We start from the raw sequence: 15,382 nt of genomic DNA on the forward strand, positions 1-15,382 counted from the left end.
CTGGCTTTGGCAAACGGCGGTCTCGGCAGCCAGCCGTGATATCGTTCCCCTCAGCTCAGCGCGTCCAGAGAACTTTCAATGGCCTACACCACCTCACTCCATCCCGGTTTCATGATCGTCCACGGCAACCGCTTGGACGACTTGCGTAGCCTGGTGGTGAGTTGGATGCGGCGCTATCCGCTGGCACCGTTGGAAAACGAAATCGCGCTGGTGCAGAGCAACGGCATTGCCCAGTGGTTGAAGTTGGCCCTGGCCGAAGACCCCCTCGAAGATGACCAAGGCGGCTGCGGTATCGCTGCCGCCATCGAGGTGCAATTGCCCGGTAGCTTCATGTGGCAGCTGTACCGGCGGGTGCTAGGCCGGGACGAAATCCCCGAGGTATCCCTGCTCGACAAGGCTCCCCTGACCTGGCGCCTCATGCGCTTGCTGCCGGCGCTGATCGAGCGTCCTCACTTTGAACCACTGCGGCGCTTCCTCACCGATGACGGTGACCTGCGCAAACGCTACCAATTGGCAGAGCGCCTGGCCGACCTGTTCGACCAGTACCAGGTCTATCGGGCCGACTGGCTCAAGGATTGGGCCGCCGGTGAACATATCCTCAATACCGCTCGTGGCGAACGCAAACCCCTGGCTCCAGGTAATCGCTGGCAAGCTGAGTTGTGGCGAGCCTTGCTCGAAGATGTCGGCGAACAAGGCATGGCCCAGAGCCGGGCAGGGGTGCACCAGCGCTTCCTCGAACGTATCAACAGCCTGGAGCAGGCGCCCCCGGGCCTGCCTGCTCGAGTGATCGTATTCGGTATATCTTCCTTGCCCGCCCAAGCGCTGGAGGCACTGGCCGGGCTTGCGCGTTTCAGCCAGGTGCTACTGTGCGTGCACAACCCTTGCCGGCATCACTGGGCCGACATCGTTGCCGACAAGGATTTGCTGCGGCACCAGTACAAACGCCAACAGCGCAAGCAAGGCATGCCTGTGCAACTGGACGACGAGTCGTTGCATCAACATGCACATCCCTTGCTGGCCGCCTGGGGCAAGCAAGGCCGCGACTACATCAACCTGCTCGACAGCTATGACGACCCCGGCAGTTACCAAGGCGTCTTCAGCGAAGGGCGGATTGACCTGTTCAGTGCCGGCCAGCCCACCACCCTGCTCAGCCAACTGCAGGACGATATCCTCGAACTCCGCCCGCTCGCCGAAACCCGTGCGCTGTGGCCCGCTATCGATGTGGCCAAGGATCGCTCCGTGCGTTTCCAGATTGCCCACAGCCCGCAACGCGAGGTAGAAATCCTCCACGATCAGTTGCTCGCCCGGTTCAGCGCCGACCCGACATTGCGTCCGCGCGACGTCATCGTGATGCTGCCGGCCATCGACACCTACGCCCCTCACATCCGTGCCGTGTTCGGCCAGTTGCAGCGCAACGATCCGCGCTACATTCCGTTCACCCTGACCGACCAAGGCCAGCGCGGGCGCGACCCGCTGCTGATTGCCCTGGAGCACCTGCTCAAACTGCCAGACAGCCGCTTTGCGGTCAGTGAGGTGCTCGATCTGCTCGACGTCCCGGCCGTCCGTGCGCGCTTTGCAATCCGCGAGAGCGATCTGCCGACGCTGCACCGCTGGATCGAAGGCGCTGGTATCCGCTGGGGCCTGAATGCCGATCAGCGCGCCACCCTCGGATTGCCCGAAGGCTTGGAGCAGAACAGCTGGCGGTTTGGCCTGCGGCGCATGCTGCTCGGTTATGCCGTGGGTGCAGGTGAGGGGTGTGATGGTATTGAGCCCTATGACGAAATTGGGGGCCTGGACGCCGCGCTGATCGGCCCACTGGTGGCGTTGCTCGATGCTCTAGAGGTGGCGAACCAGGCGTTGTCCCAGCCGGCGACCGCTGCCCAGTGGGGTGAGCGCCTGAACGCGCTGTTGCAGGTGTTCTTCCTCGCTGAGGATGAGCACGACGAGTTTCTGCTGATGCAACTGCAAGATCTTCGCGACAGCTGGCTGGAAGTGTGCGAGACCGTTGGCCTGCAAGACCTGTTGCCACTCACGGTAATTCGCGAGGCCTGGCTGTCGGGCCTTGACCAGGGCAAATTGTCCCAACGTTTTCTTGCCGGCTCGGTGAACTTCTGCACGCTCATGCCGATGCGCGCCATTCCATTCCGGGTGGTGTGTCTGCTGGGCATGAACGATGGCGATTATCCACGTGCCCAACAGCCGCTGGATTTCGACCTGATGGCAAGTGACTACCGCCCTGGCGATCGCTCGCGTCGCGAAGATGACCGTTACCTGTTGCTCGAGGCGCTGCTCTCTGCACGTGACCAGCTGTATGTCAGTTGGGTTGGCCGGAGCATTCGCGATAACAGTGAACGCCCGGCGTCCGTGCTCATTGGCCAGCTGCGCGATCACCTGGCCGCCGGTTGGCGTCTGGCCGGTGCAGATGAAGATCAGCAACCGGGTGAGCAGTTACTGCATGCGTTGACGCAAGAGCACCCGCTGCAGCCCTTCAGCCCACGTTATTTCCAGAAGGGGAGCGCGCTGTTCAGCTATGCCCACGAATGGCAGTTACTGCACCAGCATGACCATGAGGGCGTGCAGCCGGAAGCAGGCTTGCCTCCCTATAGCAGCGACGAGGCCCTGACCCTGACGCAGCTGCAGGATTTTTTGCGTCACCCCGTGCGGCACTTCTTTAGCCAGCGCTTGAAAGTATTTTTCGAGGCACTGGAAGCGCCAACGCCAGATGAGGAACCCTTCGTCCTTGATGCGTTGCAACGCTACAGTGCTAGCGAAAGCCTGCTGGGCGCCGCCTTGGCCGACCCGGAAAACGCCGAGCGTGCGTTGCACGCCCAGGCGCGCCGGCTGCAGGCCTGTGGCATGTTGCCCCTGGCTGGCTTCGGTGAGCTTCTGCAAGCCGAGCTGATCCAGCCACTGCCCGACTTGCTGCAGCGCCATCGGCAGTTGTTGCAGCGCTGGCCCACGGTAGTCGACGGTGCCCTGCCAATCCATTTCGAGCACGGCAGCCAGCGTCTGGAAGGCTGGCTCGGCCGCGTTTATCAGGCGGAGGATCAAAGCCTGCTGAGTATCACCACGGTGCCAAACACCATCAGTGCCGGGCGCAACAACCTCAAGTGGCACCGTCTGATCACCAGCTGGGTCATGCACCTTGCCGCCTGCGCCGCGGGTTATCCGCTGCACAGCGCACTGTTGGCCAGCGACATCACCCTGTTGCTTGGGCCACTGCCCCAGGGCCAGGCCGCCGAGCAGCTCGGCCACCTGTTGGTGGCGCGCCAGGCAGCGATGAACGCGCCACTGCCTGTTGCGGCCAAGACAGCCTTTGCCTGGCTGGGCCAGGATGACCCCGACAAGGCACTGGCCGCCGCCATTCGCGCCTATGAAGGTGATGGCCGCAGCCATTTCGGCGAACGCAGCGAGAGCCTGGCCCTGGCCCGTCAGTTCCGTGACTTCGCGGCCCTCAGCGCCGACGAAACCTTTGAAGGCTGGTGCGAAACCCTGTACCGGCCGTTATACAGCGCAGCCTGGCAGACCCTGGGCAATCCGGAGAGTGGCGCATGACCCAGGTCCGTCCCCTGGCACTGAGTTTTCCGTTGCATGGCAGCCAACTGATCGAAGCCAGTGCAGGCACCGGCAAGACCTTCACCATCTCCGCACTCTACTTGCGCCTGATCCTGGGCCACGGTGCTGAGCGGGGCTTCGGTCGCGAATTGCTGCCACCGCAGATTCTCGTGGTGACTTTCACCGATGCCGCCACCAAGGAACTGCGCGAACGTATTCGCGCCCGCCTGGCCGAGGCCGCGCGTTTCTTTCGCGGCGAACTGCAGCAAGCGGACCCGTTGCTGCACCAGCTACGCGACGATTATCCGCAAACGCAGTGGCCACGCTGCGCCAACCGCCTGGAAGTCGCCGTGCAGTGGATGGACGAAGCGGCCGTGTCGACCATCCACGGCTGGTGCCAGCGCATGCTCCGCGAGCACGCTTTCGACAGCGGCAGCCTGTTCACCCAAAGCCTGGAAACCGACCACAGCGACCTGCTTGCCCAGGTCATGCGCGACTACTGGCGGCGCTTCTGTTATGGCATGCGCGGCGATGCCCTGGCCTGGGTGCGTACCCATTGGGGCAGCCCCGACGCGCTGTTGCCGCGGCTTCGGCCACTGTTTGGCCGCGTACGCCCCCAGCAGGAGGAACAGACGCCGCAAGCGCTGATCGATGCCGCCCTGCAACAGCGCGTCGAACAGTTGTGCCAGCTGAAAGCGCCTTGGCTGCAGTGGGCTGACGAGTTACAGCAACTCTGCCGTGATGCAGTGGCCGCCAAGCAGGCCGATGGGCGCAAGCTGCAGGCACGCTTCTTCGAACCTTGGTTCGACAAGCTACGGGCCTGGGCAAGCGATGAGCAGGTGGTGGAGCTCGACTTGGGCACGGGCTTCACGCGCCTGACCCCAGCTGGCATGGCCGAAGCTTGGAAGGTTGGCGAGCCACCTGCACACCCGGCCCTTCAGGCCATGCAGGAGCTGCCACAACAGCTGCAAGCCCTGGCCAGCCCGGATGCATCTGTGCTCGAGCACGCTGCTGCCTGGGTTGCTGCACGATTCGAGGTGGAAAAGCGACGACGTGCCGAGATGGGCTTCGACGATATGCTGCTACGCCTGCAGCATGCCCTGGGCAGCGAAGCAGGCGAGCGCCTGGCCAGCCTGATTCGCGAACAGTTCCCGGTCGCGCTGATCGACGAGTTTCAAGACACCGATCCCGTCCAGTACGGCATTTTCGAGCGGATCTACCGCATCAGCGAAAACTCCCCGGAAACCGGCCTGTTCATGATCGGCGACCCCAAACAGGCGATCTACGCCTTCCGGGGCGCTGACATCTACACCTACCTGTCGGCCCGACGTGCCACCGCTGGCCGCCTGCACAGCCTCGACACCAACTACCGGTCCAGCCAGGCGATGGTGGCCGCAGTCAACCGCGTGTTCCTGCAGGCCGAGACACGGGAGCAAGGACGGGGGGCATTTCTGTTCCGTGAAGCGGACGACAACCCCTTGCCGTTTATCGAGGTCCGCGCCAAGGGCCGCAGTGAACGGCTGCTGATCGACGGCCAGGCCACTGCAGCCCTGCAATGCTGGCAACTGGAAAGCGACGAACCCATCTCCAGCACCCTGTACCGGCAGCACCTGGCAGCCAGTTGCGCCAGCCACATCGTCGCACTGCTCAATGGCGGCCAACGAGGCGTCAGCGGGTTCTGCGATGAGCAAGGCAAGCTGCGGCCCTGCCTGCCCTCGGACATTGCCATCCTGGTACGGGACGGCCACGAGGCGCAGCTGGTACGCGCCGAACTGGCGGCCCGCGACGTGCGCAGCGTTTATCTGTCCGACAAGGACTCGGTGTTCGCGGCCCAGGAGGCCCATGACCTGCTGGCCTGGCTCAAGGCCTGCGCCGAACCTGACTCTGAACGACTGCTCAAGGCCGCCCTGGCCAGCCTTACACTGAACCTGTCGCTGGCCGAACTGAACCAGCTGAACCAGGACGAGCGGGTGTGGGAAGGCTGGGTGATGCGTTTTCGCGGTTACCGTGACACCTGGCAGCGCCAAGGTGTGTTGCCGATGTTGCGGCACCTGCTGCACGACTTCCAGCTGCCGCGCAGCCTTATCGCGCGCAGCGATGGCGAACGGGTACTGACCAACCTGCTGCACCTGGCCGAACTGCTGCAGCAGGCGGCGGGGGAGCTGGACGGCGAACAGGCGTTGATCCGTCACCTGGCCGAGCACCTGGCCAGCTCGGCCCAGGCCGGCGAAGAGCAGATCCTGCGCCTGGAAAGCGATGAGCAATTGGTCAAGGTGGTGACCATCCACAAGTCCAAGGGCCTTGAGTATCCGTTGGTCTACCTGCCGTTCATCTGCACCAGCAAACCGGTGGACGGCAGCCGACTGCCGCTGGCCTGGCACGACAGCCAAGGCCATGTGCAACTTACCCTGACCCCCGACCAGGCGCAGATAGCCCTGGCGGACGACGAGCGCCTGGCCGAAGACCTGCGCCTGCTCTATGTCGCACTCACGCGTGCCCAGTACGCCTGTTGGCTGGGTGTTGCCGATCTCAAGCGCGGCAACCAGAAAAACTCGCAGTTGCACCGTTCGTCCCTTGGATACCTGCTGGGGGGCGGCGCGCCACTGCAACGTACTGTGCAGCTCGGGCAGTGGTTGCAAAGCCTGCTGGCCGGCTGCCCGCACATTGCTTGCTCCGGCTTGCCGGAGGCCGACGAGCAGCGCTACGCGCCGCCCCATGCCACGCGTGAACTGCTACCGGCACGCAAGCCTCGGCGTGCAGCGGCCGAACACTGGTGGATCGCGTCCTACAGTGCTTTGCGGGTCGGTGAGCTGACCCTGAGCGCTGACAGCTCCCAAGCTCAACAACTGCTCGACGACGAAGTTGTCGAAGCCCAGCTGGTGCGTGAAGCACCTGCCGACGGTGGCGATATCCATCGCTTCCCGCGGGGGCCGAACCCCGGCACGTTCCTCCACGGTCTGCTCGAATGGGCCGGTCGCGAAGGCTTCGCCGAAGTGGCCGGCAACCCCATCCTGATCGAACGCACTGTGGGCCAGCGCTGCAACCGCCGGGATTGGACTGGCTGGATTCCGACCCTCAGTCAATGGCTGCACCAGTTGCTCAATGAGCCCTTGGTGGCCAACGACACCAGCGTGACCCTGGCGCACTTGCAGCACTACCAGATCGAAATGGAGTTCTGGTTCGCCAGCCATCAGGTAGACGCCGAGCAACTCGATCGACTGGTGGCGCGCCATACCCATACCGGTGCCGCCCGCCCAGCCGCCCAGCCGACCCTGCTCAACGGCATGTTCAAAGGTTTCATTGACCTGGCATTCGAACTGGACGGCCGGTACTACGTGGCCGACTACAAGTCCAATTGGCTTGGCCCGGATACCCAGGCCTATGACGCACTGGCCATGGAAAAGGCGATCCTCGAGCACCGCTACGACTTGCAGTACGTGCTGTACCTGCTGGCCTTGCATCGCCAGTTGCGCGCCCGCCTGCCGGATTACGATTACGACCGCGATGTCGGCGGTGCGCTGTTCATCTTCCTGCGCGGCGCCAGTAGCCGTGGCCATGGGGTGTACTTTGCCAAGCCCCCGCGTGCCCTGATCGAGGCACTCGACGCGCTGTTCCGAGGGGTTCACGAGCCCGAACAGCAGGACCTGTTTGCCGGAGTTGCGCCATGAGCCGAACCCTTGACGACCTCTTGCCCACCCCGCTGCACGCCGAGCATCTGCTCACGCTTGCCCCCCAGCGCAGCAGCGGTGACCTGCTGCAGTTGCTCGACCGCTGGGTCGAGCGAGGCTGGTTGCGCGCCCTGGACCGAGCGTTCGTGTCCTTTCTCGAAGAGCGCGCGCCTGGCAGCGACCCGTTGTTGCTGCTGGCTGCAGCCTTGGCCAGCCATCAACTTGGCCATGGGCATGTCTGCCTGGACCTGCAGCAGACCCTCGCCGAGCCGGACTTTGCCCTGTCGTTGCCCCCCGAAGGCGATGCGCTCACCGGCCCCTTGCTGTTGCCCTCGCAACTGCTCGCCGACCTCGACCTGCGCACCTGGCACCAACGCATTGCTGCCAGCCCGCTGGTAGCTGCTGGCAATACGCCTGGCCAGCAGTCGCGCCCCTTGGTCATCAGCGGCGAGCGTCTGTACCTGCGCCGCTACTGGAGTTACGAGCGGCAGATTGACGAAACCCTGCGCCAACGGCTCAGCCAGCACGACGCTTCGCCGCCGGACCTGCCGGCACGCCTGGCGCAGTTGTTCGACGACGGGGTGCTGGCGGGCCAGGTCGATTGGCAGAAGCTTGCCTGCGCCCTGGCTACCCGTGCGGGCTTTAGCATCATCACGGGCGGCCCTGGTACCGGCAAGACCACGACTGTGGTGCGCTTGCTGGCCTTGTTGCAGGCGCCCGCGGTGGAGCAGGGCAGGCCCTTGCGCATTCGCCTGGCCGCACCCACCGGCAAGGCTGCCGCGCGCCTCACTGAATCCATCGGCCAACAGGTCGAACGCTTGCAGGTCAGCGACCCAGTGCGTGGGCAGATCCCCACCGATGTCAGCACTGTGCACCGGCTGCTCGGTAGCCGACCTGGCTCGCGGCATTTTCGTCACCACGCCGGCAACCCGTTGCCACTGGACGTGCTGGTGGTCGACGAGGCCTCGATGATCGACCTCGAGATGATGGCCAACCTGCTTGATGCCCTGCCGCCGAAGGCCCGCCTGATTCTGCTCGGCGACAAGGACCAGCTGGCCTCGGTCGAGGCCGGCGCGGTGCTGGGCGACCTGTGCCGGGATGCCGAAGAAGGGTGCTATACGCCTGCGACCCAGGCCTGGCTCGAGCACATCGGCGGCCAGTCGTTGGCGGGCAGTGGCCTCAAGGCAGGCGATGCGCTGCGCAACCCGCTGGCTCAGCAAGTCGTGATGTTGCGCTTCTCGCGGCGGTTTGGCGAAGGCAGCGGCATTGGCCAGCTCGCTCGGCTGGTCAACCGCCAGCAGGTTCAGGCGGCACGTGACCTGTTGAGCATGCCGCCGGCCGACGTATTCGGCCTGGCCCTGCGCAACGAGCATGACCGGGCGTTCGACCGCCTGATCCTCGACGGCCTGAACCTTGGCAGCGAAGGCCCGCAGGGCTACCGCAGTTACCTGCGCGCCATCGGCCGCCACCGCCCGTCCCGCGACACGGCCTTTGACGACCCCCGTTGGGAACAATGGGCTGGCAAGGTGCTGCACAGTTTCGAGGATTTCCAGCTGCTGTGCGCGGTGCGCAAGGGGGCTTGGGGTGTCGAGGGCCTGAATGAGCGCGTGGCGCGGGTGTTGCACAATGCCGGGCTGATCGATACCCAGCAGCCCTGGTACGAAGGGCGCCCGGTGTTGGTGACACGTAACGACTACGGTCTCGGGCTGATGAACGGTGACATCGGCATCGCCCTACGCCTGCCGGATGAGCAGGGTGAGCCGCTGCTGCGTGTGGCCTTCCCGCGCAATGACGGGAGCGGCGGGGTACGTTTCGTGCTGCCCAGCCGCCTCAACGAAGTGGAAACAGTGTTCGCGATGACCGTGCACAAGTCCCAGGGCTCGGAATTCAGCCACACCGCCCTGGTATTGCCAGACGCACTCAACCCGGTGTTGACCAAGGAACTGGTGTACACCGGCATTACCCGGGCTAAGCACTGCTTCAGCCTGATCGAACCACGCCAAGGGATTTTCGAGGAGGCCGTGGCACGCAAGGTGCGGCGGATTTCCGGGTTGATGCTCGAGCAGGTCTGACGCTGGCGCACCCACCGGCATCGTTGCAGAGGCGGCCTTGTGCTATCGTTGCGGCCAGTTCAAGCAGGATTTGAGAGACAGTTCACATGACAGGGGCCGGGGGGCGGTTGACAGGATGTGCGCTTTCGCTGTTGCTGGCTGCCCTGCTGCTATTGGCCGGCCCCGCCCGTGCGGAGGGGTCGGCGACCTCGATGCAGGCCCCGCAGCGGGCCAAGGCGGTGACTCAGGTGGTGCTTGGGATCCTGAGTTATGCGCGCTGGCCGGACCAGCCCGTGCCGTTGCGCCTGTGCCTGGTCGGCCCTACCGAATACGCCGACGACCTGATCAAAGGCAACGTGCAGAACTCCGGCCAGCCGCTGCAGGTGCGGCGCCTGCTTGCTGATGATCCGCAGCTCGCCCAGGCGTGTGATGCCGTGTACATCGGCAAGCTCGACCCTGGCCAGCGCGATCGCCTGTTCCAGGCCGTCAGCGGTCTGCCGGTGTTGAGCATCAGTGAAGCTGACGACCCGTGTACGGTAGGCAGCCTGTTCTGCCTGCGGGTCAGCGACCAACAGGTGGCATTCGAGGTCAACCTCGACTCCGTGGCGCGCTCCGGTGTGCGCATCCACCCCAGCGTGCTGCAATTGTCGCGGCGCCGGGCGGTGCAGCCATGAGCGCTGTCAACAAGCATGGCATTCGCCCGACCCTGCGCTCGGTGCTGGGGCGCGGTCACCTCAGCGTAGCCCTGCTGGCCGTCGGCCTGGTCGGTATCTCGCTGACCGTGCTGGGGGTAGTGGCATTACGCGCCTACGCCAACCACAACCTGCACCTGATCGCCCGGTCGATCAACTACACCGTCGAAGCAGCCGTTGTGTTCGGTGACAGCGCCGCGGCCAATGAGTCTTTGCAATTGATTGCCAGTACCGAAGAAGTCGCCGACGCCAAGGTCTTCAACAATGACGGCGAGCAGCTTGCACATTGGCAACGTAGCGATGACGGCATGCTTGGGCACCTGGAAGCGCGTGTGGCAACGGCGTTGCTGGATGAGCCGATCAACTTGCCGGTCATGCACCAGCAACAGAAAGTCGGGCACATCGAGCTGATCGGCCAAGGCCGCAGCCTGTTGCTGTTCCTGCTCAGTGGCCTGGGGGGCATCCTGTTCTGCACGGTCCTCAGCGCCATTGTCGCCCTCTACTTTTCAAGGCGGCTGTTGGGCAATATTGTCCGTCCCCTGCGCAGCCTGGCCAGCGTCGACCACGCCGCGCGCCGGGAGCGCAGCTTCGATCGACGTGTACCGCAAGCGCCAATTGCCGAGTTGAACGAGCTGGGTAATGACTTCAATGCCTTGCTCGATGAGCTGGAGGTCTGGCACAGCCACCTGCAGAACGAGAATGCCGCCCTGGCGCACCAGGCCAGCCACGACAGCCTCACCGGCCTGCCCAACCGTGCGTTCTTCGAAGGCCGCTTGAACCGCAGCCTGCGCAACGCCGCCCGGCAGCAGGAGCACCTGGCGCTGCTGTTTCTCGACAGCGACCATTTCAAGCAGATCAATGACAGCCTTGGCCATGCCATCGGTGACGAGGTGCTGATCAACGTTGCCGCCCGCGTGCGGGCGCAACTGCGTGAGCACGACCTCGTTGCGCGCCTGGGCGGTGACGAGTTTGCCGTGCTGCTGACACCGCTTCAGTCGCGCGACGATGCTGTACGCATCGCCGAAAAAATCGTTACCAGCATGAAATTGCCCATGCAGCTCGACAGCGGTGGCAGCGTCACCACATCGCTGAGCGTGGGTATTGCCTATTACCCCGATGACGGCGGCGACCCCGCCAGTCTTCTCAATGCCGCTGACGCGGCGATGTACCAGGCCAAGCGCAAGCACCGTGGCCGATGGCAAGCGGCGCAGACGGAACGGTCCGCCGCTGAAATCAAGAACAGGAGTTGAACCGTGATACAGCGTTTGCGTTTTCCCTTGGTAGCCGTGCTGCTGGCATTACTGGTGCTGAGCGGATGCCAGTCCACACCCCCCAAGGGGCTGACAGCCGAACAGATTGCCGTGCTCAAGCGTGAAGGCTTTGCCCCCACCGAGGACGGTTGGGCGTTCGACTTGTCGGGCAAAGTATTGTTCGGCAGTGACTTGGACAGCCTCAACGGCCAGAGCCAGGCGATTGTCGAGCGTATCGGCAGGGCATTGCTGAGTGTCGGTATCCAAGGTGTACGTGTCGATGGGCATGCTGACGCGTCGGGCAAGGCAGCGTACAACCAGCAACTGTCCGAGCGCCGGGCGCAGAGCGTGGCCAGGTCACTGGTCGGTATCGGCATGCCGGCACAGAACATCCACACCCGCGGGTTGGGCAGCACTCAGCCGGTGGCAGACAACCGCACCCCTGCTGGAAGAACCGAGAATCGACGCGTGTCGATCGTGGTGGCTTCTTACTGATAACCCCCGGCCTACCGGCGATGGGCTGCAAAGCAGCCCCGTCACGTCTGGGCAAAGTGCATCTCGCGGGTTTCCCCCATCAACAACGGCGCATTCGCCTCGGTCACCCCGCGGATGTAATCCCACAACAAGGTAATCCGCTTCAGCTTGCGCAGGTCTTCCCGGCAGTACATCCAGAACTGCCGCGTCACCTCGATCTCCTCTGGCAGCACCGTCACCAACCTTGGGTCCTGCGCTGCCAGAAAACACGGCAAGATCGCCAACCCACGCCCTTGCAAGGCAGCGGTGTACTGGGCAATCACACTGGTGCTGCGCAGGTGCGCGCTGGCATTGGGAATCAGGTTGGCCAGGTACAGCAGCTCGGAACTGAACGCCAGGTCATCCACGTAACTGATGAACGGGTGGCCTACCAGGTCGCTCACTTGGCGAATCGGTGCGTGGCATTGCAGGTAATCCTGGGTCGCGTATAAGCGCAAGCGGTAGTCACACAGCTTGCAACACACATAAGGCCCATGCTCTGGTCGTTCCAGGGCGATGACGATATCGGCCTCACGCTTGGACAGGCTGATGAAGTGCGGCAGCGGCAGGATGTCCACCGAGATCGCCGGATACGCATCGACGAAATGGCTCAGCTGCGGGGTGACGAAGAAGCTGCCAAACCCCTCGGTGCAGCCCATGCGCACATGCCCCGACAGCGCCACCCCTGAGCCGGACACCTGCTCGCAGGCCATGTGCAGAGTGCTTTCGATCGACTCCGCGTAACCCAGCAAGCGCTGCCCCTCGGCGGTCAGCACAAAGCCATTGGTGCGCGATTTCTCGAACAGCAAGGTGCCCAACGCACCTTCCAGCGAACTGATGCGCCGCGACACCGTCGTGTAATCGACGCTCAGGCGTTTCGCCGCGCTGCTGGCCTTGCGGGTGCGCGCCACTTCCAGGAAGAACTTCAGGTCGTCCCAGTTCAGCGAGCTGAGGGAGGTCAGGTCTTTTTGCATGTTGATCCGGTTTTTTTGTGCGTTCTTGTTGGATGTTTGCACATCTATACTCGAAAAAAGCCCCACGACGCCACCTCGCGTTTGCACGGCGCTGGCGATCTCGTCCTGACAATAATTCCAAGGAGAACGCAGATGAACGCACCACAATCCCCCGACCAGACCAAGGTCGAGCAGGTCAAACTGCTGATCGATGGCCAGTGGGTCGAGTCGAAAACCACGCAATGGCGCGACATCGTCAACCCTGCTACTCAGCAGGTGCTGGCGCGTGTGCCGTTCGCCACTGTCGAAGAAGTGAATGACGCCGTGGACGCTGCCCAGCGCGCCTTCAAGACCTGGCGCGACACCCCGATCGGCGCCCGCATGCGCATCATGCTCAAGCTGCAGGCGTTGATCCGCGAACACACCAAGCGCATCGCCCAGACCCTCAGTGCCGAGCAGGGCAAAACCATCGCCGATGCCGAAGGCGACATCTTCCGCGGCCTGGAAGTGGTCGAACATGCGGCCTCCATCGGCACCCTGCAGATGGGCGAGTTTGCCGAGAACGTGGCCGGTGGTGTCGACACCTACACCCTGCGCCAACCTATCGGCGTATGCGCCGGAATCACCCCGTTCAACTTCCCGGCGATGATCCCGCTGTGGATGTTCCCGATGGCCATCGTCTGCGGCAATACCTTCGTCCTCAAGCCGTCCGAACAGGACCCGCTGTCGACCATGATGCTGGTTGAGCTGGCGCTGGAAGCTGGGGTGCCGGCTGGGGTACTCAACGTGGTGCATGGCGGCAAGCAAGTGGTGGACACGATCTGCACCCACCCGGACATCAAGGCGATTTCCTTCGTCGGCTCCACCGAAGTCGGCACCCACGTTTACAACCTGGGCAGCCAGCACGGCAAACGCGTGCAGTCGATGATGGGCGCGAAAAACCACGCAGTGGTACTGCCCGACGCCAACCGCACGCAAACTATCAATGCCCTGGTCGGGGCCGCATTCGGCGCTGCGGGGCAGCGTTGCATGGCGACCTCCGTGGCCGTGCTGGTGGGCAAGGCGCGTGAATGGCTGCCAGATATCAAGGCAGCGGCGAGCAAGCTCAAGGTCAACGCCGGCAGTGAGCCTGGCACCGATGTCGGCCCGGTGGTTTCCAAGCGTGCCAAGGAGCGCGTGCTGGGTTTGATCGAAAGCGGTATCAAAGAAGGCGCCACGCTTGAACTCGACGGCCGCGACGTGAAGGTGCCTGGCTACGAGCACGGCAACTTTGTCGGCCCGACCTTGTTCTCCGGTGTGAAGACCGACATGCAGATCTACACCCAGGAAATCTTCGGGCCGGTCCTGGTGACCCTGGAAGTCGATACCCTCGACGAGGCCATCGCCCTGGTCAACGCCAACCCGTTCGGCAACGGTACCGGCCTGTTCACCCAGAGCGGCGCAGCAGCACGCAAGTTCCAGAGCGAGATCGACATCGGCCAGGTCGGTATCAACATTCCGATCCCGGTACCGGTGCCGTTCTTCAGCTTCACCGGCTCCCGTGGCTCCAAGCTCGGCGACCTTGGCCCGTACGGCAAGCAAGTGGTGCAGTTCTACACTCAGACCAAGACCGTCACCGCCCGCTGGTTCGATGACGACAGCGTCAATGACGGTGTGAACACCACCATCAGCCTGCGCTAAGGAGACTGCCATGCAAATTGCATTCATCGGCCTGGGCAACATGGGCGCACCCATGGCCCGTAACCTGATCAAGGCCGGGCACCAGTTGAACCTGTTCGACCTGAACAAGACCGTGTTGGCCGAACTTGCCGAGCTGGGTGGGCAGATCAGCGCCTCGCCCAAGGAGGCGGCGGCCAGCAGCGAGCTGGTGATCACCATGCTGCCGGCGGCCGCCCATGTGCGCAGCGTGTACCTGAACGAGGACGGTGTGCTGGCGGGCGTGCGCCCGGGCACACCGACCGTGGACTGCAGCACCATCGACCCGCAGACCGCCCGCGAGGTGTCCAAGGCTGCAGCGGCCAAGGGCGTTGATCTCGGTGACGCGCCGGTGTCTGGTGGCACCGGCGGAGCGGCGGCGGGCACCCTGACCTTCATGGTGGGGGCCAGCGCCGAGTTGTTTGCCACCCTCAAGCCGGTACTGGAGCAGATGGGCCGCAATATCGTGCACTGCGGTGAGGTCGGCACTGGCCAGATCGCCAAGATCTGCAACAACCTGCTCTTGGGTATTTCGATGATCGGCGTGTCCGAAGCCATGGCGCTGGGCAATGCACTGGGCATCGACACCAAAGTGCTGGCCGGCATCATCAACAGCTCGACCGGGCGTTGCTGGAGCTCCGATACCTACAACCCGTGGCCGGGCATCATTGAAACCGCGCCGTCTTCGCGCGGATACACCGGTGGCTTTGGTGCAGAGCTGATGCTCAAGGACCTGGGGCTGGCCACCGAGGCTGCGCGCCAGGCGCATCAGCCGGTGATCATGGGGGCCGTGGCCCAGCAGCTGTACCAGGCCATGAGCCTGCGGGGCGAGGGTGGCAAGGACTTCTCGGCAATCGTCGAGGGTTACCGCAAGAAAGATTGACGAGCAAGGTGGGCTTCATCGCGGGCCGGGCGGCCTTCCCTCTGTAACTGCGCACCAGAGGGACGGGCGCTTGCCTCGCGATTTTTTTTGCCTCTACCGATGCTGCACATCCTTCAGGCACT

9 protein-coding genes are annotated in these 15,382 nt (G+C 63.8%); 8 read left to right on the forward strand and 1 reads right to left on the reverse strand.

All coding sequences use genetic code 11. From position 1 onward, the window contains the following. Window positions 1-78: 78 nt before the first annotated feature. The 6 genes from recC to APH34_RS00030 all read left to right on the forward strand — a co-directional run bounded on the left by recC (window position 79) and on the right by APH34_RS00030 (window position 11,711). Window positions 79-3,555 carry an exodeoxyribonuclease V subunit gamma gene (recC, locus tag APH34_RS00005; RefSeq protein ID WP_054899123.1) on the forward strand — a complete coding sequence of 1,159 codons (3,477 nt, stop codon included), beginning with the start codon at window positions 79-81 and terminating at the stop codon, window positions 3,553-3,555. Continuing rightward, window positions 3,552-7,223 (forward strand): exodeoxyribonuclease V subunit beta, encoded by a 3,672-nt coding sequence (gene recB / locus APH34_RS00010; protein ID WP_054899124.1) that lies wholly within the window; start codon window positions 3,552-3,554, stop codon window positions 7,221-7,223. Before recC ends, recB begins: the two co-directional genes overlap by 4 nt. Beyond that, on the forward strand, window positions 7,220-9,295 hold the full coding sequence (gene recD / locus APH34_RS00015; RefSeq protein ID WP_054899125.1) for an exodeoxyribonuclease V subunit alpha: 2,076 nt from the start codon (window positions 7,220-7,222) through the stop codon (window positions 9,293-9,295). The genes recB and recD overlap by 4 nt, the downstream gene beginning before the upstream one ends. Before the next feature lie 86 nt (window positions 9,296-9,381). Then, window positions 9,382-9,948: a YfiR family protein gene (locus APH34_RS00020; protein WP_054899126.1), complete on the forward strand. Its 567-nt coding sequence runs from the start codon at window positions 9,382-9,384 to the stop codon at window positions 9,946-9,948. Then, on the forward strand, window positions 9,945-11,216 hold the full coding sequence (locus APH34_RS00025) for a diguanylate cyclase domain-containing protein (protein WP_054899127.1): 1,272 nt from the start codon (window positions 9,945-9,947) through the stop codon (window positions 11,214-11,216). Before APH34_RS00020 ends, APH34_RS00025 begins: the two co-directional genes overlap by 4 nt. 3 nt (window positions 11,217-11,219) lie before the next feature. Then, on the forward strand, window positions 11,220-11,711 hold the full coding sequence (locus APH34_RS00030; RefSeq protein WP_054899128.1) for an OmpA family protein: 492 nt from the start codon (window positions 11,220-11,222) through the stop codon (window positions 11,709-11,711). A 41-nt stretch (window positions 11,712-11,752) separates the two neighbouring features. On the opposite strand, the gene APH34_RS00035 is transcribed toward APH34_RS00030, so the two are convergent. After that, window positions 11,753-12,703 (reverse strand): LysR family transcriptional regulator, encoded by a 951-nt coding sequence (locus APH34_RS00035; RefSeq protein WP_054899129.1) that lies wholly within the window; start codon window positions 12,701-12,703, stop codon window positions 11,753-11,755. Between the two features lie 132 nt (window positions 12,704-12,835). Here APH34_RS00035 and APH34_RS00040 point away from each other — a divergent pair, with 132 nt between their 5' ends. Both APH34_RS00040 and mmsB read left to right on the forward strand, forming a co-directional pair. Continuing rightward, window positions 12,836-14,362: a CoA-acylating methylmalonate-semialdehyde dehydrogenase gene (locus tag APH34_RS00040; protein ID WP_054899130.1), complete on the forward strand. Its 1,527-nt coding sequence runs from the start codon at window positions 12,836-12,838 to the stop codon at window positions 14,360-14,362. Between the two features lie 10 nt (window positions 14,363-14,372). Beyond that, a complete protein-coding gene (mmsB, locus tag APH34_RS00045) occupies window positions 14,373-15,260 on the forward strand; it encodes a 3-hydroxyisobutyrate dehydrogenase (RefSeq protein ID WP_054899131.1) in 888 nt (295 codons plus the stop codon). Window positions 15,261-15,382: the final 122 nt, after the last annotated feature.

The sequence above is a fragment of the Pseudomonas sp. NBRC 111131 genome (assembly GCF_001320525.1).
GTDB classification, from domain to species: domain Bacteria; phylum Pseudomonadota; class Gammaproteobacteria; order Pseudomonadales; family Pseudomonadaceae; genus Aquipseudomonas; species Aquipseudomonas ceruminis.